Source organism: Bacillus sp. JJ1474, assembly GCF_036965225.1.
In the GTDB taxonomy this organism is placed as follows: domain Bacteria; phylum Bacillota; class Bacilli; order Bacillales; family Cytobacillaceae; genus Cytobacillus.
In genome coordinates this window covers 1-22,720 of the sequence record NZ_JBALPC010000089.1, presented here as the reverse complement: position 1 = coordinate 22,720, position 22,720 = coordinate 1, and the positions used below count along the sequence as shown (strand labels likewise).

General features: G+C 38.5%; 20 protein-coding genes and 1 riboswitch. Of the genes, 9 read left to right on the top strand and 11 right to left on the bottom strand.

Going from position 1 to position 22,720, the window contains the following annotated elements:
- The first annotated feature begins 371 nt into the window (after nt 1–371).
- The 3 genes from V7164_RS13085 (at nt 372) to V7164_RS13075 (ending at nt 3,994) form a co-directional block, all read left to right on the top strand.
- Nucleotides 372–1,535: a pyridoxal phosphate-dependent aminotransferase gene (locus V7164_RS13085; protein WP_335347030.1), complete on the top strand. Its 1,164-nt coding sequence runs from the start codon at nt 372–374 to the stop codon at nt 1,533–1,535.
- Nucleotides 1,536–1,718: 183 nt separating this feature from the next.
- Nucleotides 1,719–2,123, top strand: a complete 405-nt coding sequence (locus tag V7164_RS13080; RefSeq protein WP_335487402.1) for an ATP-binding protein — start codon at nt 1,719–1,721, stop codon at nt 2,121–2,123.
- Nucleotides 2,120–3,994, top strand: a complete 1,875-nt coding sequence (locus V7164_RS13075) for an ATP-binding protein (protein ID WP_335347032.1) — start codon at nt 2,120–2,122, stop codon at nt 3,992–3,994. Before V7164_RS13080 ends, V7164_RS13075 begins: the two co-directional genes overlap by 4 nt.
- A gap of 45 nt (nt 3,995–4,039) precedes the next feature.
- Here V7164_RS13075 and V7164_RS13070 read toward each other — a convergent pair whose 3' ends face one another.
- Nucleotides 4,040–5,569 (bottom strand): DHA2 family efflux MFS transporter permease subunit, encoded by a 1,530-nt coding sequence (locus V7164_RS13070; protein ID WP_335347033.1) that lies wholly within the window; start codon nt 5,567–5,569, stop codon nt 4,040–4,042.
- Nucleotides 5,570–5,752: 183 nt separating this feature from the next.
- Between V7164_RS13070 and V7164_RS13065 the strand changes: the two genes are divergently transcribed.
- On the top strand, nt 5,753–6,652 hold the full coding sequence (locus V7164_RS13065; RefSeq protein ID WP_335347034.1) for a TetR/AcrR family transcriptional regulator: 900 nt from the start codon (nt 5,753–5,755) through the stop codon (nt 6,650–6,652).
- A 96-nt stretch (nt 6,653–6,748) separates the two neighbouring features.
- Here V7164_RS13065 and ribD read toward each other — a convergent pair whose 3' ends face one another.
- The 3 genes from ribD to V7164_RS13050 all read right to left on the bottom strand — a co-directional run bounded on the left by ribD (nt 6,749) and on the right by V7164_RS13050 (nt 9,877).
- A complete protein-coding gene (ribD, locus tag V7164_RS13060; RefSeq protein WP_335347035.1) occupies nt 6,749–7,837 on the bottom strand; it encodes a bifunctional diaminohydroxyphosphoribosylaminopyrimidine deaminase/5-amino-6-(5-phosphoribosylamino)uracil reductase RibD in 1,089 nt (362 codons plus the stop codon).
- 130 nt (nt 7,838–7,967) lie between these two features.
- Nucleotides 7,968–8,735 carry a GTP cyclohydrolase II gene (locus V7164_RS13055; protein WP_335354282.1) on the bottom strand — a complete coding sequence of 256 codons (768 nt, stop codon included), beginning with the start codon at nt 8,733–8,735 and terminating at the stop codon, nt 7,968–7,970.
- 41 nt (nt 8,736–8,776) lie between these two features.
- Nucleotides 8,777–9,877 carry an FAD-dependent monooxygenase gene (locus V7164_RS13050; RefSeq protein WP_335347036.1) on the bottom strand — a complete coding sequence of 367 codons (1,101 nt, stop codon included), beginning with the start codon at nt 9,875–9,877 and terminating at the stop codon, nt 8,777–8,779.
- Between the two features lie 204 nt (nt 9,878–10,081).
- Here V7164_RS13050 and V7164_RS13045 point away from each other — a divergent pair, with 204 nt between their 5' ends.
- Complete coding sequence (locus V7164_RS13045) at nt 10,082–10,405, top strand: winged helix-turn-helix transcriptional regulator (protein ID WP_335347045.1); 324 nt, start codon at nt 10,082–10,084, stop codon at nt 10,403–10,405.
- 176 nt (nt 10,406–10,581) lie between these two features.
- Here the strand turns inward: V7164_RS13045 and V7164_RS13040 are convergent, their stop codons facing one another.
- The 6 genes from V7164_RS13040 to V7164_RS13015 form a co-directional block, all read right to left on the bottom strand.
- A complete protein-coding gene (locus V7164_RS13040) occupies nt 10,582–11,316 on the bottom strand; it encodes an amino acid ABC transporter ATP-binding protein (protein WP_335347037.1) in 735 nt (244 codons plus the stop codon).
- A 144-nt stretch (nt 11,317–11,460) separates the two neighbouring features.
- Nucleotides 11,461–12,186, bottom strand: a complete 726-nt coding sequence (locus tag V7164_RS13035; protein WP_335347038.1) for an amino acid ABC transporter permease — start codon at nt 12,184–12,186, stop codon at nt 11,461–11,463.
- A gap of 62 nt (nt 12,187–12,248) precedes the next feature.
- Nucleotides 12,249–13,106: a transporter substrate-binding domain-containing protein gene (locus V7164_RS13030; RefSeq protein WP_335347039.1), complete on the bottom strand. Its 858-nt coding sequence runs from the start codon at nt 13,104–13,106 to the stop codon at nt 12,249–12,251.
- Between the two features lie 178 nt (nt 13,107–13,284).
- A riboswitch (Lysine riboswitch) is annotated at nt 13,285–13,466 on the bottom strand.
- A gap of 100 nt (nt 13,467–13,566) precedes the next feature.
- A complete protein-coding gene (locus V7164_RS13025; protein ID WP_335347040.1) occupies nt 13,567–14,382 on the bottom strand; it encodes a GNAT family N-acetyltransferase in 816 nt (271 codons plus the stop codon).
- A gap of 47 nt (nt 14,383–14,429) precedes the next feature.
- On the bottom strand, nt 14,430–15,815 hold the full coding sequence (locus V7164_RS13020) for a leucyl aminopeptidase family protein (RefSeq protein WP_335347041.1): 1,386 nt from the start codon (nt 15,813–15,815) through the stop codon (nt 14,430–14,432).
- Between the two features lie 93 nt (nt 15,816–15,908).
- Nucleotides 15,909–17,210 carry an MFS transporter gene (locus tag V7164_RS13015; RefSeq protein ID WP_335347042.1) on the bottom strand — a complete coding sequence of 434 codons (1,302 nt, stop codon included), beginning with the start codon at nt 17,208–17,210 and terminating at the stop codon, nt 15,909–15,911.
- A gap of 126 nt (nt 17,211–17,336) precedes the next feature.
- On the opposite strand from V7164_RS13015, the gene V7164_RS13010 reads away from it, so the two are divergent.
- Nucleotides 17,337–18,596, top strand: coding sequence for a helix-turn-helix domain-containing protein (locus tag V7164_RS13010; protein ID WP_335347043.1), 1,260 nt, complete (start codon nt 17,337–17,339; stop codon nt 18,594–18,596).
- Between the two features lie 158 nt (nt 18,597–18,754).
- Nucleotides 18,755–19,624 (top strand): EAL domain-containing protein, encoded by an 870-nt coding sequence (locus V7164_RS13005; RefSeq protein ID WP_335348431.1) that lies wholly within the window; start codon nt 18,755–18,757, stop codon nt 19,622–19,624.
- Nucleotides 19,625–19,698: 74 nt separating this feature from the next.
- On the opposite strand, the gene V7164_RS13000 is transcribed toward V7164_RS13005, so the two are convergent.
- Nucleotides 19,699–20,676, bottom strand: coding sequence for a GGDEF domain-containing protein (locus V7164_RS13000; protein ID WP_335348432.1), 978 nt, complete (start codon nt 20,674–20,676; stop codon nt 19,699–19,701).
- Nucleotides 20,677–20,884: 208 nt separating this feature from the next.
- On the opposite strand from V7164_RS13000, the gene V7164_RS12995 reads away from it, so the two are divergent.
- Both V7164_RS12995 and V7164_RS12990 read left to right on the top strand, forming a co-directional pair.
- Nucleotides 20,885–21,403, top strand: coding sequence for a sigma-70 family RNA polymerase sigma factor (locus tag V7164_RS12995; protein ID WP_335347798.1), 519 nt, complete (start codon nt 20,885–20,887; stop codon nt 21,401–21,403).
- A complete protein-coding gene (locus V7164_RS12990) occupies nt 21,396–22,712 on the top strand; it encodes a DUF4179 domain-containing protein (RefSeq protein WP_335347799.1) in 1,317 nt (438 codons plus the stop codon). The genes V7164_RS12995 and V7164_RS12990 overlap by 8 nt, the downstream gene beginning before the upstream one ends.
- Nucleotides 22,713–22,720 lie beyond the last annotated feature (8 nt).

Sequence of the window (22,720 nt, the reverse complement as noted above, 5' to 3'; positions counted from 1 at the left end):
AATATTCACAAATCTAATTGAAACTTTTAAGTTTTTTCTCTTTTTCGAAGCTTAAACCTATTGTCAAGCAGGTGACTAAGAAGATGATTTTAGTATGCCCTTTTTCGCATTTCTAACTTCATTCTCACACATCCCTTTTAGACCTATTTCACAAATAGGCCAGTTTCCTTCATAAGCATGCGGAAACTGACCCTCATGACCATATATTATTTTTCCGTTATGAATAAAGCATCTTGTTCGAAAATATTCTTATAATGCTCTAGACATTTTGACTGAAAAAATATAAAATTTGAAATTAAAATGCGAACATTTACAATAGTATTATAGCTAATTTTCAATTATTTCATTTTATGATAGAAAAGGTGAAGCACATGGAATATTCAAATCGCTTAAAAAAACTGCCTGTCCAATTTTTTGCTACCTTAGTTGAAAAGGTTAGTAAAGCTATAGCAGAAGGCCGGGACATTATTAATTTAGGACAGGGAAATCCCGATCAGCCAACACCCCCTCATATTGTAAAGGCACTGCAATCAGCAGCTGAGGATCCAAAAACGCATAAATATTCTCCGTTTCGCGGAATTCAAGAATTAAAAAATGCTGCCGCTGAATTTTATTTGAAACAATACGGTGTTGAAATTGACCCATCGACTGAAGTGGCGATCCTTTTTGGAACGAAGACAGGATTAGTCGAGCTGCCTATGTGTTTATTAAATGAAGGCGATTTAATGCTGCTTCCTGATCCGGGCTATCCTGATTATTTATCAGGCGTTGTCCTGGCTAATGTTCAATATGAGACTTTTCCTTTAAAAGCAGAAAATAAATTTCTGCCTGATTTTAACGCGATCCCGATTCAGCAAAGGGAAGCGGCCAAGCTCATGTATTTGAACTACCCTAATAATCCAACAGGAGCGACTGCTGACCGTTCCTTTTTTGAAGAAACCGTTGCATTTGCAAAAGAACATCATATTACTATTCTGCACGATTTTGCCTATGGCGCGATTGGCTTTGACGGCAAAAAACCAACTAGTTTCCTAGAAGTAGAAGGAGCTAAAGAAATTGGTGTAGAAATGTATACATTGTCCAAAACGTATAATATGGCAGGCTGGCGTGTTGGTTTCGCAGTTGGCAATCCGAAAATTATTGAAGCTCTTAATCTGATACAAGATCATTTATACTGCAGTCTTTTTCCAGCGGTACAAATGGCAGCTGCTGCAGCCTTAACAGAGGATCAAAGCTGTGTGGATGAACTGGTTTCACGCTATGAAAGCCGCCGTAACGTACTAATAGAGGAATGCAGAAAAATCGGCTGGAAAGCAGAAGCACCGAGCGGTTCCTTCTTTGCGTGGCTCCCTGTCCCAGCTGGATTTACAAGTGAATCGTTCGCCGATTATTTGCTTGAAAAGGCAGATGTGGCCGTTGCCGCTGGAAATGGCTTTGGCGAATACGGAGAGGGCTATGTCCGGGTCGGGCTATTAGTAGACGAAGAGGTGCTTGTAGAGGCTGTAGAGCGGATTGGGAAGCTGAACCTTTTCTAATCAGGAATTTATTAAATATAAAGCGTTTGAAAAGAACTCGTGTGAAAGCGAGTTCTTTTTTTATTTTGTTATTCCAATATAATAGTAAAAATCTACTATACTTTTATAAAAATTGTGATAAAATTTAGCTAAAATACACCAAAATACTCTTAAAATTCTAATATTTCTACAAAAGGATTGGAGATGAATTTGTACAAAATTATTATTGAACGAGAAGACGATGTGTATGTGGCAAGCTCAATAGGAAAAAAGGTTGCAAAGGAGCTAGGCTTAAGTTGCAGCCAACAAACCAAAGTGGTTGTTTCTATCATGGAGCTAACTCGTAACATCGTCTTCTATGCTGGTAAAGGCGAGCTTCACATAAGGCCACTTCCTCACTGTATAGAAATCATAGCAATCGATAAAGGCCCAGGAATTAAGAACTTGGAGCAAATATTGACTCAGACTTATTCCTCAAAAACGGGTTTAGGCTTGGGGGTAACTGGAGTAAGGCGTCTTATGGATGAATTTGAAATTACCAGCAATATAAATCACGGAACTAAAGTCCGAGCTGTAAAGTGGCTCAGTAATGGGGGTACCAAATATTGAATAAATCGCCTGCCTCTAATGAAGCCTTATATGGATTGATAGAATTGACACCTGATGGGACAATCCAAAAAATGAACACCGAGGGAAAAAGACTACTAATTTCAGAGGACAGCAGCTCCAATTACCTTTTTCACCGAATAAAAAATAACGAACTTAAGGCAAAGCTGCATGAATGTTTTATGGGGAAATTAAATGAATTTATTCTGATTATCGATACTCAGCCGCATTTTTTTCTGTTTCATCGAACATGTAAAGATGAAAAATTAGAAAAGATTCATATATTTATCTTTAATGTTAATCAGCTTCAAAGCATGCATGAACATAACAATTGGAATAATCACCTGTTATCCTCCATCGGGGAAATGGCAGCGGGAATTGCCCATGAAGTACGAAATCCCTTGACTGCCGTGAAAGGCTTTCTTCAGCTAATGGAGCAAAATTATAATCAAGAATATACTCAAATTGCGCAAAGTGAATTAGACCGTGCGATTCAAACCTTAAATGATTTAATGAGTGTATCAAAGCCTGAGTTTTTCCAGGAACAGCATACAACCTTTAATCTATGCTCTGTGATTGACGCGATATTGCTTTTATTTCAAAACCAGCTTTATCATATCCATTTAATAAGGAAATTCAACCACGATCAAGCCATGGTAACCGGCAGGAAGGATCAGATTAAGAAAGCGCTTTTCAACTTAATTAAAAATGCCATCGAAGCGATGAATGAAGGCGGCACGTTACTGATTGAGCAATACGAAGATGCTCTCGGAGTCCATCTAAGCATCTCTGATACAGGCATCGGCATCCCAAAGGACAAGCTTCGTCTGCTTGGCACTCCTTTTTTTACATTAAAACAGGATGGCAAAGGCATGGGTCTTGCCCAAGTATTTAATGCCATCCAAAGCAATAATGGCAGCATTCGTGTCAATAGCGAAACAGGACAAGGAACCACCTTCTTTCTTACATTTGCTAAAGCAAATCACCCATCCAATACATTTATAGGGGGCCATTCCATGATCAATTCGGTGCATTCAAAGGAAGAATTAGCACAATTTCTAAGAGACAATTTAGACTTTTATACGAAAGAATGGATTCAATATTTACAGAAAAATAAAAGCTATCTAACTTCTTTTATGAAAGAAAATCATCTTCTTTATGAGTATGAAGCGGAAGGAAATCCAATTATCAAGGTCGTGACAGAAAATATCCTTGAATTGAAAACGGAAGAAATTATGGAGAGGGCGAAGGAAAGAGGCGGCCAAAGTGCAAGAACTGATTTCCCAATCCATTTATCCTTGGAGCTATTTCAGTCCGCGCGAGGAATAATTTGGAATGCTATTAAGGTATTTTATCTTGAATCCAAGCATTCCCTAAGCATGGAAGAATTCTTCGCCCTAGAGCGATATGTTAATGACATTATTGATCTATACATAGATTCCCATACAGCTTATTATGTGAGCTATAAAGATGAATTATTAAAGATTCATCGTGAAACTGTCGATGAATTGTCTGTTCCGATCATCCCACTTGCCGAGAGGGTCTGTATTCTTCCTGTAGTGGGAAATGTCGATACGTATCGGGCAAAGAAAATTCGTGAAAAAACACTCATAAAGGTAAAGGAATTAAAAGCGGAGCAATTAATTATTGATCTTTCAGGTGTTCCTTATATCGATACATCGGTTGTTAACCACCTATTTAAGATTGTGAAAGGCATTAAACTACTAGGCTGCTCTACGATCTTAACTGGAATCAGCCCTGATACTGCAGACACAATGATTGAACTCGGAATTGAAATTGACAATGGCGTAAAAACGATGTCAGATCTTCAGCAGGCTTTACAGGAAATACGACAATTTGCCATAGGAAAATAAAAAATATGCACGAGCCCTAGTTAAGTGGGCTTCGTGCATTTTTTATTAATTCTCAGCTAATTTTGTTATTTTTGTACCTTCTGTTTTACTTTCCATTGGATCTTCCGCTTGTTTCGCTCGTTTAATAAAGAAGGCAAGTATGAGGGATACCGCAGCAATAAAGGTTGCGACAAAGAATGCATCATTAATCCCCTCAAGCATAGCCATCATCTCAATTTGCTGTTTCATGGCTGCCATTGCTGCTTCTGTAGGCGCTTGCCCAGCAGCATTTTTCATTGCTTCCGCAGCTAAGTTAGCTGCATGTGTTTCCGTACGATTGGACATGAGTGTAACAAGTATTGCCGTTCCAATCGCTCCGGAAATTTGATTTAGTGTATTATTCATCGCTGTACCGTGCGGATAAAAGCGTGCAGGAAGTTGATTTAAACCATTTGTTGATACAGGCATCATAACCATAGACATTCCTAGCATCCGTACAGTGTATAGCACCATTAAATGGCCATAAGTTGTATCCAGTGTTAATTTACTTAAATAATAAGTTGTTATCGTAGTAATGGCTAGGCCGATTATCGCTAGTATTCGTCCACCAATCTTATCAAATAATTTTCCTGTTATTGGAGACATAATCGCCATAACAATGGCTCCTGGCAGCATGAGTATGCCAGCATCCATGGGAGAAATGCCACGAAGATTTTGCACATAAATCGGAAGTAATAACATTCCCGAAAATAAAGCCATATTTAAAACCATCGATATAGACGCAGATAATGCAAACATCGGAAACTTAAATACTCCGAAATTAAGCATCGGGCGTTCCATCTTCGATTGGCGCAAAATAAACCATATTAATGAAATAACGCCAAGAATCAACGTGATATATACCAAGGGACTATCCCATCCCTTAGTACCAGCAGAGCTAAATCCATAAAGCATCCCGCCAAAGCCTACGCTGGATAATATAACGGAAAGGAAATCTAGGCGGATATCCACTTTATCTTTCTTATCCTTAAGCATGAAGAACCCAAGCAGTAATACAATGACAGAAATTGGTGTGATAAAATGAAATAGCATCCTCCAGTCATAATGTTCAATAATCCAGCCTGATAATGTCGGGCCGATTGCTGGTGCTGCCATCATAATTAACCCGAAGAACCCCATAGCCGTTCCTCTTTTTTCAATTGGGAATGAGACTAACATAACATTCATTAATAACGGCATCATAATGGCCGAACCAGAAGCTTGAAACATTCTTCCTGCTAATAACAATGGAAAGGCATGTGCAAAGCCAGCTAGAACAGTTCCGATTGTAAATAAACTAATAGCCGCTATAAATAAATGACGAACAGAATATTTCTGAATTAAAAAGGCGGTTGTTGGAATTAACACACCATTTACAAGCATAAAACCAGTTGTCAGCCACTGTACGGTCGCTGGGCCAACATTTAGATCCTCCATAATAGAAGGAAGCGCGATATTTAATAATGTATTATTCAAAAAGGTAATAAAAGCCCCAATCATGAGAATCGCAAGAATCCCATATGGTGCACCGTTTGACTTTTTAGTGGCTTCACCCATTATTTCTCCTCCTATACCTTAAGTACATTAATTTGTACTCGTGTTACACAGAACAATATCATATACCATGTGTTCAATTTTTGCAACAAAAAAATTCCATGTTTAAATGGGTTTGTCTAAACATTAAAATTAATGTACTATGTATTTTATACAGGGAGTCCAATTCATATAAAAGGTGATATTATGAACGAAAGAAAGAAACATGTTATTAAAATGGCCCATCAATTATTTATTGAAAAAGGGTTCCAGGCAACATCGATTCAAGATATTTTAACTTATAGCGGTATCTCTAAAGGGACATTTTATAATTACTTTTCGTCAAAAAGTGAATTATTAATCGCCCTCTTTAGGACCATATACAAACAACTGGAAAAAGAGCGAAATGATTTGCTTATTGGTCAGGATCCTTCGAATATTGAGATATTCATTAAACAACTAGAATTGCAATTGGAGACCAACCGGGCAAACAAACTCATTTCCCTTTTTGAAGAAGTCATTTTTTCGAATGATGAAGAGCTTAAACAATATATTAAACGAGGTCACCTGCGAATACTCCAGTGGAAGTATCACCGTTTTATCGATATATTTGGGGAAGACAAGGAACCGTATTTATTGGACTGTGCCGTTATGTTTATGGGGATTCTGCACAATAATCTTAAATACAATAATTTGGCACACGGATCAAATGCAAGCCTTAGCAAAATTGTCCGATATTGTGTTAGTAGAATAGTGAAGATTGTAGATGAGGTGGCTGAAGCTGGGGATCAGCTGCTTAAGCCAGAGCTATTGGAAAACTGGCTGCCGAACTGTAAGGGAAACGATCATGCCTTCAAAAACAGTTTATACCATTCGATTTTAGAATTAAAAAAGGCATTAATCCATCATGAAGAGAAGTCCAAATACATCGAATTACTGGATTTTATTCAAGAAGAAATCGTCGATTCCAAAAAGCCCCGTAAGTTTCTAATTGAGTTAACGATCCAAACTTTAAAACAAGAAAAGGTATTGTTTGCACATAAAGAACTTCTTCAAATTGAACAATTAATTTCTGCCTATTTCACTCAAATAGAGGAAATAGACTAAGATTTATTGCTAATCGATTGAAAAAATGAAAAGGTGCCAGCCTCTATCCCATTCGTTGGATAGAACTGGCACCTTTTGTCATGATGACTCAAAGCTTTAATAAGAAGGATACCCCATAAACTTAAAATCTTTCCCAATCGGAGTCACGGTTACATCTGATAATTCGATAGCATCGCTCATCATCTCGATTCCTGTCCCCTCCAAAAAGGTAGGTGCATGCTTTCCGCCTACTAATTTAGGAGCGATATAGAGGACGACTTTATCGATTAATTTATTTTCTAAAAAGGAAGCATTGATCGTTCCGCCGCCTTCAATTAATACGGATGAAACAAGCTTTTCCCCCAATATATCTACTACCTTATTTAGGTCAACAGTCTTTGAACCAGTCGTAACGAATACGGGAATCCCTAAGTCCTCTAGTGTTTTCCGCTTGTCTTTATCGTAGTTTTCACTAGTAAAAATCCATGTTTCCGCTTTCTTGTCTGTAATTACCTTGGATTCCAAAGGGATTTTCAAAGAAGAATCCAAAATAATCCGGATCGGATGGCGTCCATTCGGAATTCTTGAAGTCAGTTCTGGATCGTCATGAATAACGGTATTGACCCCAACGAGAATGCCCATATTTTCACTCCTAAGCTGATGGACATCGTGTCTCGCATCTTCGGAGGTGATCCATTTGCTGCTGGAAGTATGGGTTGCGATTTTCCCATCTAGGGTGATTCCTGATTTCAAAGTGATAAACGGCTTTTTCTCTACAATGAACTTATTAAAAACTTCATTCATCTTTCGAGCTTCAGCTTCACAAATTCCCGTGATGACCTCAATGCCGGCATCTTCGAGGATTTTTACCCCATTTCCTGATACAACTGGATTTGGGTCGAGCGTTGCAATCACTACATGTTTAATTCCAGCCTCCACAATAGCCTCTGCACAAGGGCCAGTTCTGCCATGATGGGAGCAAGGCTCAAGCGTCACATAGATGGTTCCGCCTCTTGCTTGCTCTCCAGCCATTCGAATGGCATGGATTTCCGCATGCGGCTCACCTGCTTTTAAATGGGCTCCAATCCCTACAACACGGTTATCGTTTACAATGACCGCACCAACCAATGGATTTGGATCAGTCTGGCCTTTCATCGCTTGTGCATTTTTCAAGGCTAATTCCATATAAAATTCATGATTCGTCATTCGGACAGTCCCTTCCTTCTTGCAGCAATTTTTCGGGTGTTGTCTATTCACCTGAATAATCTGTTTCGACAGATTTCAACGCGGGGCAGTCACCCGGGTTCAGACGCTGCTTTGCACCTGAATCCAGTTGTTACATAACTCGAGGCTTAGCCGGCAACGTACCTTCCACTTCCATATGCCCGGATTTCTTTATTTTTGTCCGCAAATACTGTTCATTGTATTCGGAGATATCTCCCCATAATGGTGTTCTCCCTGAGACAGGCAACCCTGAAGCTCTTAATGCTTCAAGTTTTTTAGGATTATTCGTTATAAGCGTTACTGGTTTCGTTCTTAGAGCTTTAAGTACTTGAATAGCATCATCGTAGTTTCTTGTGTCATCAGCAAAGCCAAGAGCTTCATTGGCTTCCACTGTATCGTGTCCATTTTCTTGAAGGATATAAGCCATGGCCTTACTAAATAATCCAATTCCCCGGCCTTCATGGTTTGCCAAATAAAATAAGGCTCCCACACCATGCTCCGCGATCATTTTCATCGACTGCTTTAGCTGAAACCCGCAATCGCATCGCTTGCTTCCAAAAATATCTCCTGTATGGCAGATGGAGTGCATTCTTATCAAAGCTTCATCCTCATACTCAAAGTCACCATAAACAAGAACACTTGATTGTTGATATTCTGCTAGGTTCGCAGATGATAATTTAGAAATTACCTGTTGATAATCTTCCATTACTTCATCGCTTTTTAGCCAGCTATACCATTTAAAAACAATTGTTTCCCCATTTAAATTAACCGGTAGGCGGATCGGTCCCACTAAGTAAATCGCACCTTCACCTGATTTTATGATTTGGATTTTATCCTCTAAAACCGAAAGTCTGTTCGAATTCAGCTTAATTTCTCCCATCATGATTTCCCCCCATACCTTTTTTCAACTTCATACCGTCATCAAGCCAAGGCTGGGACGGTAAAATTATCCTTATAGGATGCTTCTTTTATTAACTGCTGCTCTTGCAGCTGTACGATCTCATTCCGGCGGTCATTTTCATATTTTTTTAATTGAGACGCACTCGTATCATTGGTGGCAAGTGCTTCCATGATCACTTCCGATAAAACACTCGCATCAACTAAGGCACAATTAATGCCAAATGCTCCCGTTGGACTCATCGTATGGGCAGAATCCCCCATAATGACGAGGCCATCCTTTACCCATGTTGGACAATGGCAGCTTTGAACTTTTAATAAAATAAAATCATTCCATGATTGAATGTGCTGCTGAACCGTTTCCGTCAAGTCTGGAAAAGCATCGGTCACTTGCTTGATAAACGGTTCAAACGACTGCTTTTTCAAGTAAGGATACGAACCCTCTTCTATATTCCAGCCGATTTGTATAAATCCGCCTGCCTGGGTAAATAAAGCTAGCTGACTTTCCCCAACCAATGTCTGTTTAATCGTTGGCTCCCATCCTGCCGGGCTTGGTATTTTGGCCCAAAGAAGGTCATAACCATGTTTGATCGTCTGAAACGGCATTTCCGCCAATTTTCTTACTGTAGAAAACCGCCCATCCGCACCTACAACGATGGAGCTATTAATGGTCACTTCCTGATCGTCTTTTCTTGCTTTCACTCCAGTAATATGGCCATCTTCATCTTTGATTAATTCTGTAACCTTCGTGCCCATCATGAGCTTGTAATTTGGATACGGTTCGGATTCTCCGTTCAACACGCTTAATAAATTTCGCTGCGGGACATGGATTCCTACATGTTGATCTCCTTCAGCAGGTGTTACCGTCTTAATCACTTGCCCATGATGCCAATATTCGATTCGTTCCATTAAAAGTAAACCTTCATTTTCGACCTTTTCATATAGGCCATATTTTTTTAAGATGGCTTCTCCATCCTTATTTAAATGTTCGCCACGGAATTCTTTATCAATCCCGTCATGACGCTCGACAACAATCGTTGATATATTATTCTTCGCTAGCAAATAGCCTAATAAAGCGCCGCCAGGGCCAGCACCAACAATGCAAACATCCGCTTCAAGATTCATGCTACCCCCCCATTCTTCAAAATAAATCCTCATCTGTAATCCATTTATTTGGTATAATGATCTTATATTCAATTTCAATTAGTTAGTTACTTTATGTAAGTAATTATATTTTTAAAAGGTACTTGTGTCAAGTGTATTTATGATGTATGGTAATTATATTGATGATTGTAAAATGGTATTTTATAAATAGAGGGGTGATGGATGATGAATAAATCTCTACTTTGTCCTCGATTCGAGAATGCTATGAATATTTTGAGTCAGCGCTGGACTGGCCTCGTGATTTACCAGCTACTGTCAGGTACAAAACGTTTCTGTACGTTAGAATCCTCAATTGGCATTAGCGGAAGAGTCCTTTCAGAACGACTAAAGGATCTTGAAAACCAAGGAATCGTCAAACGTGAAGTCTTCCCGGAAACACCAGTCCGAATTGAGTATTCCTTGACTGAAAAAGGTCTAGCCTTGGAGCCAATTATGAGAGAAATAGAAGAGTGGTCAAAATTGTGGGTAGAAGTGGAATCTGAAGAATAAAACCCATTCACATGCACACATACGACTAAATCAACAACAAGCTTTCATAGAAAAGAATTTTTTTATTGAAGTAAAAAACAGGCGTTCACAAAGTTGAAACTTTATGAACGCCTTTCTTTTATTGAGCATCCGTGTACCATTGGATCCCTGCTTGCACCAGGATCGGTCCACTAAAATTATTTCAATGTCCGTTTTAGGAATTCTCTCGTACGCTCTTGTGTTGGTTGATTAAAGATTTGCTCTGGCGTTCCTTCTTCAGCAATAACCCCTTTGTCCATAAATACAATACGGTCTGAAACTTCCCGAGCAAATTCCATTTCATGCGTAACAATTAACATAGTAAGACCTGTTTCAGCGAGCTCCTTCATAACTTTAAGAACCTCTCCAACCATCTCAGGATCAAGGGCTGAAGTCGGTTCATCAAATAACATAACATCCGGCTCCATGGAAAGGGCCCTAGCAATGGCTACACGCTGTTTTTGCCCGCCTGATAGCTGCTTAGACTTCGCATTTACATATTGGTCCATACCTACAACCTTTAAATATTTCATGGCGATTTTTTCCGCTTCTTCTTTTGAACGTTTTAATACCTTCACCTGGCCAACAACACAATTGCTGAGGACAGTGTGATTATTAAATAGGTTAAACTGTTGGAACACCATTCCAAGCTTTGTACGGTAAGCATGAATATCATGTTTATCATCTAATATATTTTCACCATGATATATGATTTGACCGCCGCTCGGCTTTTCTAAAAGGTTTATACAACGAAGAAGTGTTGATTTACCGGAACCGGAGGAACCAATAATACAAACAACTTCCCCTTTATTTACGGAAAAATCGATATCTTTTAATACTTCATGAGATCCAAAGGATTTGCTTAAATGCTGTACTTCAATTACTTTTTCCAAAAGTGCTCCTCCTTCGTTATTGTCTAGCTCCAGCGCCTAGCCCCTCGAGTCACAAGCCAATCCGACAAGAAGGTTAAAGTACAACCTTCCTGCCGGCTTGTCTTGTGCTTGTCGGGGCTGAACAAGGCGCTTGCACTTTTCTTATTAATTAGCTTTTGTTTCAATCATGCTGTAATTTTCCGGTCCGTCTAATTTTCTTTCCCAGTAGCGTAAAATGAGTGTTACCGTAAAAGTCATGACGAAATACAGAACACACGCAACAAAGAATGGTTCAAAATATTTAAAGCTGATTCCAGCCACAGTTTTTGTTTGGAAATACAATTCCGTTACGCCAATAACGTTCAGTACGGAAGTATCTTTAATATTAATGATAAATTGATTGCCGGTAGCCGGTAAAATATTTCGAATAACTTGCGGCAGTACGACATTAAGCATCGTTTGCACATGATTCATCCCAACCGCTTGAGCAGCTTCAAACTGTCCTCGATCGATAGAAATAACACCACCACGAACAATTTCCGCCATATAGGCTCCCGTATTGATTGATACGATTACGATTGCTGCAACTGTTACATTCATATCTATCCCAAATGCTAAAGCAGAACCATAAAAAATAACCATGGCCTGTACAATCATCGGTGTTCCTCGGAAAAATTCTATATACATAGAAAGAATTGCATTTACCACTTTTAAGAATATTCGTTTGATTTTATTTTCAGGCACAGGAATTGTACGTATGACTCCTGCCAATAAACCTATAATTCCGCCAATGACCGTACCAATAATGGAAACAAAGAGTGTCATCCCTGCTCCACGAAGGAACATCGGCCAGTTGTTTGAAATCATTGTTAAAATCCACTCTAAGCTCATAGTTTACCCCCTTAAATCTAAATACCGGCTGCAATTGGATGCAGCCGGTATTCACTTCTACATTATTCTGCTGCTGGTTGATTTTTGATCGCAGTATCCATAATATTTTGGCGCTCTTCTTCAGAGATGCCTGCTAAAACTTCATTGATTTTCGCTGTTAATTCACTGCCTTTTTTAAGACCAACTGCTACAGCTGTATCTGCCTCATCTGCCTTAAATCCATCTGTAAATTCCACCATTGCAAAGTTAGCATTAGCTGAAGAAGCACTAATTCCTTCAGGACGTTCTGATACATATCCATCAATTATTCCCGATTCTAAAGCGACACGCATCGCAGGAAAATTGTCCATAGCAGGCTTTTTCTGTACGCCTTCAATTTGATCAATTACAGCATAGTGAGACGTATTTAACTGGCCAGTAATTTTGGCACCCTTGAAATCTTTAATAGAAGTTGCTCCTTCGAAAGGCCCACCCTTTTTAACAACCATAATAAAATGTGATGTGTAGTAGTTTTCTGAGAAATCAATTGTCTGTTTACGTTCTTCTGTCGGTGACATTCCTGCAATAATGGCATCTAATTTACCTGATTGTAATGCTGGTACAAGACCGTCCCATTCTGTTTTCACAATGACTAATTCTTTTCCTAAGCCTTCAGCAATCTTTTTGGCAATTTCAACATCGTATCCGCCTGCATATTCAGCATTGCCATCGATTTTCACTCCGCCATTGGAATCATCCATTTGTGTCCAGTTGAAAGGAGCATACCCTGCTTCCATACCGACCTTAAAGGTTCCCTTTGAGTCACTGCCTGCGCTGCCTGACTCTTTTGTTTTTTCACTATCGCCGCTCGTACCGCATCCTGCTAAAAGCAAAATCATAGATAAAGACATTACTAAAAATAATGATAATTTTTTCCTCATGATCATACTCCCCTTTGCTATAATAGTTTAGTATATTTTTCCACTTAACTACGTATGACTGCCACCTCTTAATAATGGCAATATTTCATTTATTTTGGAAATTCACAAAATAAAAAGAGACCTAAGATACACTCAGGTCTCGTTACATACATATGCCCTAAAGTCCTCTTCTTTCCCTTAATGAGATAGCACCCCTCAATAAACCGGGAAGTTTATTGAGACAGTCCTGCAGCTCTTAACTGCAGACCCAACCAGTAATACTGAGAATATTACAAGCTTCGGCGATATTTCCTTCTCTCTAGCATCATTGCTTCTCAAGCTCCACTAAAGACTGTTAAACATCGCGCCTCTACCTCACTAGTAAAAGTGAGGTCTTATTAAATTGTTACATGTAGTCTACAATAAACGATAAAATATGTCAAGTTACCTAGATTCACATGGAAGGAAAACCCAATGTTTGTTATACGATCTCATAATAATCCTGTGAGTGATAGGCTCTAAACCCGCATGATTCATACAATCGCAGTGCATGTGCGTTTTTCGCTTCTACCTCTAGGAAAATAGGAAAACCTGCTTTATGTTCCTTTATGACAATATTTGTTAAGGCTTTTCGCCCAATACCATTTCCTTGAAACTCTGGAAGAACAGCAAATCCATAAATCCCAGCTTCACCATCAAGATGAGAAACTCGAATTTTTCCTACTGCCTTTCCGTTAAACAAAATGATTAAATATTGATCATCATCAAATCTTTGAGTATTGAAGGCTCTGGCTTCCTCTTCTTCAAACCCGAAGCATTGAACCTCCAATTGAACTTCTAGTTCAAAATCGTCAGGAGCAGATAGTTTAAGAGTCACATCCTCGGATATGTTCAGCTCTGTTTCTTTCCACTTCATTTGATATTCTGAAAGAGAATATTTACATGGGATGGTTTCTAGAAATCCTTTTGCAGACTTTGAATTAGTAGGAGCATTCAAAAGAACCTTTCGATAGCCTTTTTCTTTTACTTCATGAAGGGCTACCTGATAAAGCCCAGTAAAGATTCCTTTTCGGCGGAAATCTGGATGAACCATTCCACATATTTCAACCTTATTTCCAAAGCCATATAGTCCGATAAAACCTACTAATTTTTCATCCTCATAATAGAAAAAGTCCTCTCGATCTTTTCCTGCTCGACTTTTCAGCATATCCCAATTTAGTTTTAGTTCAAATGATTCTGAAGCCTCACATGCTTGCTGAAGTTCTTTAATGTCTGTTAATTGTTTACTAGTTAACACACAGGTTCCTCCCCAAATAATTCGTGTCTCTTACAAACATGTTATTTTCACTTTGAAACATGCACTGTAAAGTCTGCTAGTAGTCTTGCACCAAATCCCGTTGCGGTTTTCGGATAGTAACCGGTTTCTTCACTTTCCATTACGCCTGCCATATCCACATGAAGCCATTTGCATGATTCAGGCACAAAACGGCGAAGGAATAAACCTGCTGTTATGGACCCAGCCTCCCCTTTAGAAGATATATTGCTAAAATCAGCATAATCGCTTTTTAAATAGCTGTCGTATTCATCAACTAATGGCATCGGCCAAACGAAGTCGCCATTTTCTTTGCCCAGCAGCCTCATTTCATTAGAAAGCTGCTCATCTCCAAAGACCCCTGCTATTTTTGTCCCAAGTGCGTTCACAATCGCCCCTGTTAAGGTTGCGATATTCACAACATGGCCAGCTCCCCATTCACCTGCGCGAATTAGACCGTCAGCTAAGATGAGGCGTCCTTCTGCATCCGTGTTCCCTACTTGAACCGTATGACCATTCTTATAACGGATAATTTCCCCTGGAAGCACGGACGTATTATCCGGCGAATTTTCAACGATTGGAATCAATGCCACCACATTGACCTTTGCCTTTGATGCTGCTAATAGCTTCACGGCTCCTGCAACAGCAGCGGCACCACCCATGTCCATTCTCATATCACTTAAATCTCTGCCACTCTTCAGGCTAATTCCTCCTGTATCAAACGTAACTCCCTTTCCAACAAGAGCGACAAGCGGCTTTGACTCATCCCCCTTATAAACGAGCTCAACAAATGATGGCTTATATTTACTTCCACGGCCAACGGTTAAAACACCGTTCATTTCCATTTCCTCAAGCTTTTCTTTATGAAATACATGTACTTGAACATCCGTTTCAGAAAACTCGTCTTGCAGGATCAAAGGAAATGTTTCCGGGTTCAACACATTTGGAACCTCATTCATTAAATCACGAGAAAAGTTTGTTGCAGCCGCACGAATTTTTCCTGTTTCCATAAATGGCTCTAGTTCTGCTGCTCCATCTATTACTAATTCAGTTTGGAATCGATCTTCCTTAGACTTGTAAATAACAAATTTATATGCGCCTAAATGCCAGCCTTCCACAAAGGCAGTGATTAACTCATCTAGCTGCAGGCCAGGCAATGCCTCTTTCATTGAATCTGCTTGAATAACTGCCTTTAATACTTGGCGGCTGCCTAGTTCACGTGCAATAGCTCCTGCAACCATCCGAGTTTTTTCAAGAGACTGCTGCTCTCGCTCAATTTCTTTTATAACAACTGTCAACTCTTCCCCAAGAAACAATGCTGTGAATGCAGCCTTACTATTTTCAACATAGTGCTTAATGTGACCATTTTCTTGAATGCGCGCATCATTGGAAAATAAAATGCTAGCTTGTAATGACATGGTTAGTTTCTCCCCTTTTCTTAAATCTCCTTACTTTATTTCGTTATTCGAAAGGAAAATTCCTTTGTTCTACTACTCTCTTTTTCAAAGATTCTATGAGAAAGACTCCGCACGATTTTTAACTTCTTTAACTCCTCTTAATTCTGGATGAACTTGCTGAATGACAGAAGGTCTAGCCAGAAAAAGTACAACTCCAATTAGTAAAATCGAAGACAAAAACAATATCCATTGTGCAGGAAAAATATCATACAGAAATCCGTAGATGACCATTCCTAATGGCATAAGTGCCATGGACATTGTTTCAAGAATGGAAAAAACTCGCCCCTTAAAATCATCATCAATTAATTTTTGCATCATCACCTGCAAAGGTGTATTGACGATTATGACTAGTAAGCCGAATCCAAACATAATGAACATGTAATAAGCAAATACGATGTTATAGGATAAAGAAACTAGCAACGGAAATCCTACTCCCGCCATCGTGATTCCCATCCCTATAATTCCTCTTTTGGATAAGAGAAATGGGAACCTCACTTCTTTTCTTACTGTTAAATAAATGGACAGCAAAAGCATTCCAAATGCAAAAGCACCCTCTGTTAAGCCAAAATGAATGGATGACATTTTCAATTTTTCAATAAGGATGAATGAATAGCCTACCTCAAACGCTCCGAATAAGAAATTTACGAGCAGACCGATCCAGATCATCGTCATAATGATTGGCTGCAATTTCAAATAACTTATCCCTGCTTTCATGCTTTGCCACATCGATTCCTTTTGCTCAACATTGACATCCTTCCTACGATTGGCGAAGAGATTGAAATTCATCGTTGATTCAAGAATAACAGCAATGGAGGAAGCGGCCATATACAAAATTAAAAATACTGGCATTGAGACTGTACCGTATAATAATCCACCAACTGCCGGACTTCCAATAGAAGCGAAAGAAATAGACATCTGATTGAGGGACATGGCTCTCTGAATTCTTTCCTTGTCAACAAGGCCTGTAATGGATGATGTGAAGGTTACTCCGGAAAAGGTTGACGTAATGGACAAGATGCAGGTTGTTGCATAAATGGCACCGAGTGATAAACCTGAGGATAAGATGACAAGGAGCAATCCCCCAATGGCAAGCGTTGTACCAATTTGTGCAACGATGACGACCTTCTTCCTTGAATACCTATCTGCAGCATATCCTGCAAAAGGTGATACAAGAGTACGCGGCAGTATACTGCAAATCAGGTTTGTTGCAAAACTCGTTGCAGAACCCGTCATTTGTAAAATATAAAAGCTAATGGCAAATGAATAAACCTGTGCTCCGAAAGTGGAAATCAGTTTGCTAACGGTAAATGTCCAAAGATGGTATGTTGCTTTTTTAATCTTATAAACTTCTTCCATGTGAATCCTCCACTCTGAAAAGTTTAATTTAATTAAACAAATCTTACCATATCCTTCCCTTCCCATTCAAGCAAAAGTTTAATATAATTAAACAAATAAATGAAACTAGGAGCGTGCCTACTCAAAATGTTAGGGGAACGAATTCGGAAATTAAGAAAACAGAGAAAAATGACACTCGAGGAGCTTGCCGGTGTGGCTCTTACGAAAGGGATGCTAAGTCTAATTGAGAATAATAAGGCAAATCCCTCGATAGAAAGCTTGCATTATATCGCTGAACAGCTAGGTGTTGAAGTATCCGATTTATTGGAAGAGGTTAGTTTTTCTGAATTAAGCGAGGTTTTGGAACAGGCAGAAGAACTGTATAGTGAAGATGAATTAAGTGACCCAGAAACTACATTCTTAAATACGGTAAAAGCAAGTAAAATTATTGCGTTAATTGAGCCGTATGTCCCAAACCTAACGAACGGCTATGTATCAGCAAGGTTATTAGACATTTACAGCCGTTGTCTGTACAAAGAAAAGATTAGTGGTTGGGAGAAATTCTCTGAACAGGCAGCAGTTATTTACGATCAGATGAACCTCACATCAAGGCGAGCAGATATTGGCATCTTCCGTGCACTCGAAAAATTCATTGAACTGAACTATGAGCAATCATTAACCATATTCTTGAGGGAGCGGGCGAAAATCGAAGCACACCATGCCTATATAGATCCAAAGACTCGTCTTGATCTAGATTATCATGAAGCGGTTTTATATTTTTCCGCTGGTCATTCAGAAGAAGCTGCACAAGTTCTGGAGAACGCCTTCGCCTATTCAAAAAAGCATCGAATTTTCTATCACATCGATGATTTGTACAGACTCGCCGCTGGATATGCCATGATTACAAAAAATGAAGAAAGAAAATTGTACTACTCAAAAAAACTTATGCAATACGGTGAGTTTGCAGATGATATGATTTCTATTCTGTTTTATGAACTTATGATGATTGACACTCTCATATCGGAACAGCAGCAATACGAAGAAGCCATCGAGAAAATCAAGCAATGCATAACAGATCCAAACCTTTCAAATTCATTTAAATACTACTTCTTCCTTGAAGAAGGGAAAGCCTTATATAGACTTAATCGTTATGAAGAAGCACTTCATAGCTTTGAAAAAATAGAGATTCCATCCTATATCCATCATCCGTTTGATTTATCTCTTTTTTATGTGATGGATTCCTACAAATCTCTTTGCCATCTGAATCTAAAAAACTGGGATGAGGCCTTTCTATTGGCGAAACAAGCGGTGAAGAATTTTGAACCGCTACCATTCAATTCGCTTAAAGAGTTTGCGAAAGAAACCTTCGATAAAATCAAGGCCAGAATAAACATTGAGGAGGAATAATAAAGACGCCTGTCTATGATTCCAATGTAAAAATATGGGGCATATACCACCAAGCACCCTGCTTTTACATAAAATTTACAAACGCTTATCATTATGATCAAAAATACCTATTATAATGGAGATAGTTTAACGACAAATTTCTACACAATAGGTGGCTTATGAAAAATAACCGATTAACCAATTTTATAAATTTTCTTGCCTTTTTAAATGCTAAGAAGGGAAGTCTTTATCAAGAATATAGAAAGAGTATAGAGCTTCAGGAGCTCATGCAAAAAGGGAAGGTTGATACGGTTTTTCAGCCCATTCTCTGCCTGAAGGAAGGTAAGACATTAGGGTTTGAGATTTTAAATCGTCCTAAACCGACAAAATTGTTTCCGACAACTGAAAAGTTTTATGAATATGTCGGCAAAAGCAATGATGTTTTTATGATAGAACGATTTCTCCGGAATCTTTCTCTTGAACGATTCTCGGATCAGGTCAAGGGGTTTCAACCCACTTCGACTCCACTCGTATTTCTCAATATCCAGCCACAAGTATTAGCTGATCCCGCCTATCGAAGTGGAATAACGCTGGAATTATTGGAAAGATATAATCTTTGCCCTGAGCAAATCGTTTTAGAACTTACCGAAAAAGAGGCAGTAACCAATTATAGCCAATTCGAACGAATCATAGATCATTATCGGCAACAAGGGTTTCGTATTGCCGTTGACGATGCTGGAACCGGCTATAATAGCTTACAAACCCTCATTTACATAAAACCCGAATTTATTAAAGTGGATAAATCTCTTATTCGCAAAATTGATGAGCATCCCGAGAAGCAGCATTTAGTAGAGCTCCTACTTGATTTTGCTTTACAGTCAAATACTCAAATCGTTGCAGAAGGAATAGAATCACTTTCGGAGCTAAACTACTTACGAAAAGTAGGCGTCCATATGGGGCAGGGTTTTGCTCTCGGGAAACCAAATCCCGAATTAATAAATGGAAAATTACCACACTCCAATCCTATTTTACGAACTCAATTCGGCTAGACTGATATACGAATGTGTTAATGTAAAACTTAAAAAGCCATGTAGTTTATCAAAACTACATGGCTTTTCTACCACTATTGAGGCAAAACTTCTTCACTGACATCCTCTAACGATAGAAATGAATTTTCTTTAATCGCTTTACATCTGCTTTTTAATCTAGCAGCCACTTTACTTATTTCCTCTACTGATGTAAATACACAGTTTTTATTTTGTACAATCGCTATGGATATCGTTACTAACGGAATATATTCAATCTGCCCCTGTCTTGTTCTTGCTTGAATTCTCCCACTTTTCCATTCATCTTCAGAGTAATAACGCTTCGTAGCATACTGGAAGAGTGAAATAATTTGTCGTGATAACGGCTCATGGTTGAAATGAGGGATAACGGCAATAAAATCATCGCCGCCAATATGTCCAACAAAGGAGGGAGCGTTCTCCTCGATGTCAATTACCTTCTTAATAATCTTGGCAGTCTCATTAATTAATTCATCTCCCTTACTAAATCCAAATGTATCATTGAAGGATTTGAACAAATCAATATCTATGTAAAACACACTAAATCTTTTATATGACAACACTTCGTTCAGTGTTTCTTCGATTACATTATTTCCAGGAAGTCCGCTGAGAGGATTTGAAAAACGGGCAATATTTATTTGAATCTCTGATAATTTAATAATTAATTCTCTAATACTTACAATTCCATGGATACGGTCATGCTTCGTGATAATGACATAATCATAAAGATGCTCCTGCTTTCTGCCCATCGCTAGCGCACTGACCTCAGTAATGGGGACTGAATATTCAACCATTAGGAACTCTTGGTCCATCACGAGTTCAATCGTCCGCTTCATAAAAAGGTCAAATCCGTATTTTGTTGATAGTTTTTGAAAAAAGTGAGTTCTCATTACTAACCCAATTGGCCGTTCTTCTTTACACACGACAATCCCTTCCAAGGATGGGTCTTCAGTAAATATTGAATAAACAACCTCACATAAGGTTGAAGGTGTTACAATGACATTGTCTTTTGATACTTCTCCAATTTCGATGTGCACATACTCACCCCCATTTTCCAATAATTAATCACATTTAACTATAATTTACTGTAGGAATGTTAATTGTTCGTAAAATACATGTTAATTTTTAGATTATTTTATGAATTTTTACCTATTACTAAATGATTACTAACAAAATGTAAATTTTTAAGTCTTTTTACGCGATTTCCATGTCTAACGTATAGAAAAGAAAAAGGGGAGGATCTTCTTGGAAGTAAGTAAATTTCTACATAAAGCAAAAAAGGGAGATGACGAAGCATTTTACGAGCTTATGCAAATTCATAAAGTTCGTCTGCTAAAAGTTGCCTACTCCTATTTGCGTAATGAAGAAGATGCACTGGAAGCTTTGCAGGAGGTAACTTTTCGAGCCTATCGTTCTATTAAAAAAGTGAGGGAACCGGAATATTTCTCCACATGGCTCATTCGGATTATGCTGAATTACTGCCATGATCAAAGCCGAAGGAAAAAGAGAATAGCCGATACGGACCTGTTAGATAGCCTTGCGGAAACAATTGATCACAGCCAATCGATAGAAATCCAAGAAGCTCTGCAGAAAATCGACTCTCGCTGCCGTGAAGTGATTATTCTCAAGTATTACCACGATCTCCGGATAAAAGATATCGCTGAAATACTGGAGTGTCCGGAAAGCACGATAAAAACATGGTTATACAAAGGACTCAAAGCGCTGAGAAATCAAATGGAAGATAGGAGTGGGCTGAATGTTTGAAAAAGAAGAAAAAGAATTGGAGAAATCAAGAGATTTTTATAATGAGATTGTTTTTTCTGATGATTTTGCTAATGCCGCAATCTTAGAAGGAATCCAGCGTGCGAAAAGGGAAAAACTTAGAGGCCGGAAAACACGCCCCGTAAAAATATTGTTAGTTGCAAGTATTTTGGCGATTTCCTTCATCACAACCGTAAATGTTTCCGAAACGATGGCCGATTATATGAGAAATATTCCAGGAATGAGCCAAGTAATTGATTTTGTCCGAAATGATAAAGGATTAATGGCTACAGTTGAAAATGATTATATACAAAAGGTAGATACATCCGACAAAATTGGTGACATTGAAATAACTTTAGATTCTGTCATCTATGATGAGAAGAATCTGATTTTGTTTTATTACTTTCAGGCTGAAGATGAATCACAGCATGTCTTACCTTGGTTTATCAACCTGCTAAATAGTAATGATGAGTTGCTCACAGAAAAAGTATATGGACAATATCGATCATTAAATGAAAATCCACTTCTTGAATTAAGGGTTTCACTCTCCGATATTAAGGAGCTGCCGAAGGATCTTATCCTTTCTGGCCAGTTCAAAGTTGATGGTAACCTTTTGGAAGGTCATTGGTCGATTCCATTCCAGTTAGATGAAGGGAAATTTGCGAAAAAGCAAATGTTTACTTTAAACAAGACAGTTTCGGTCGAAAATCAAGAATTGACGATTAAAGATGTTACAGTGTATCCTTCCCAAACAGATGTCCACATAACATTTGATCCGAATAACAGTAAGCAACTATTCGGTATTAATGATCTTCAAATGGTGGATGAAAAAGGGGAAGTTTGGGAGTTAAGTTCACTACCAACTACAATAATTAACGAAAATGAATTAATCTTCCACTTGCAGAGCCACTATTTCTTAAACCCAAAGGAGTTAAACTTACGATTTAGTTCTCTTCGTGCCCTTGATAAAGATAAACTTTGGGTGGAAATTGATCCATTAAATAATCAAATACTAGAAGCGCCGAAGGATGGAAAAATAACAGAGGTAAAATTATTTAAAGATGAGCTTTTCATAAAAGTAGAAACTGACCTCAAATTTGCTCAAAACATGATGTTCATGCATGCGATCGATCAAGAAGGCAATGTAATTGAAAAAGATAAATCTTATGCTGTCAGCTGGTCACCTACGGATAACTATATACAATATATTGTCCCCTATTCTGCAGCCACGGCCTCGCCTGGTCCGATTAAACTGAAAATATTGGACTATCCAATGAACATAGAAAAGAAAGTCAATGTGAAAATCAAATAACAGAAAGG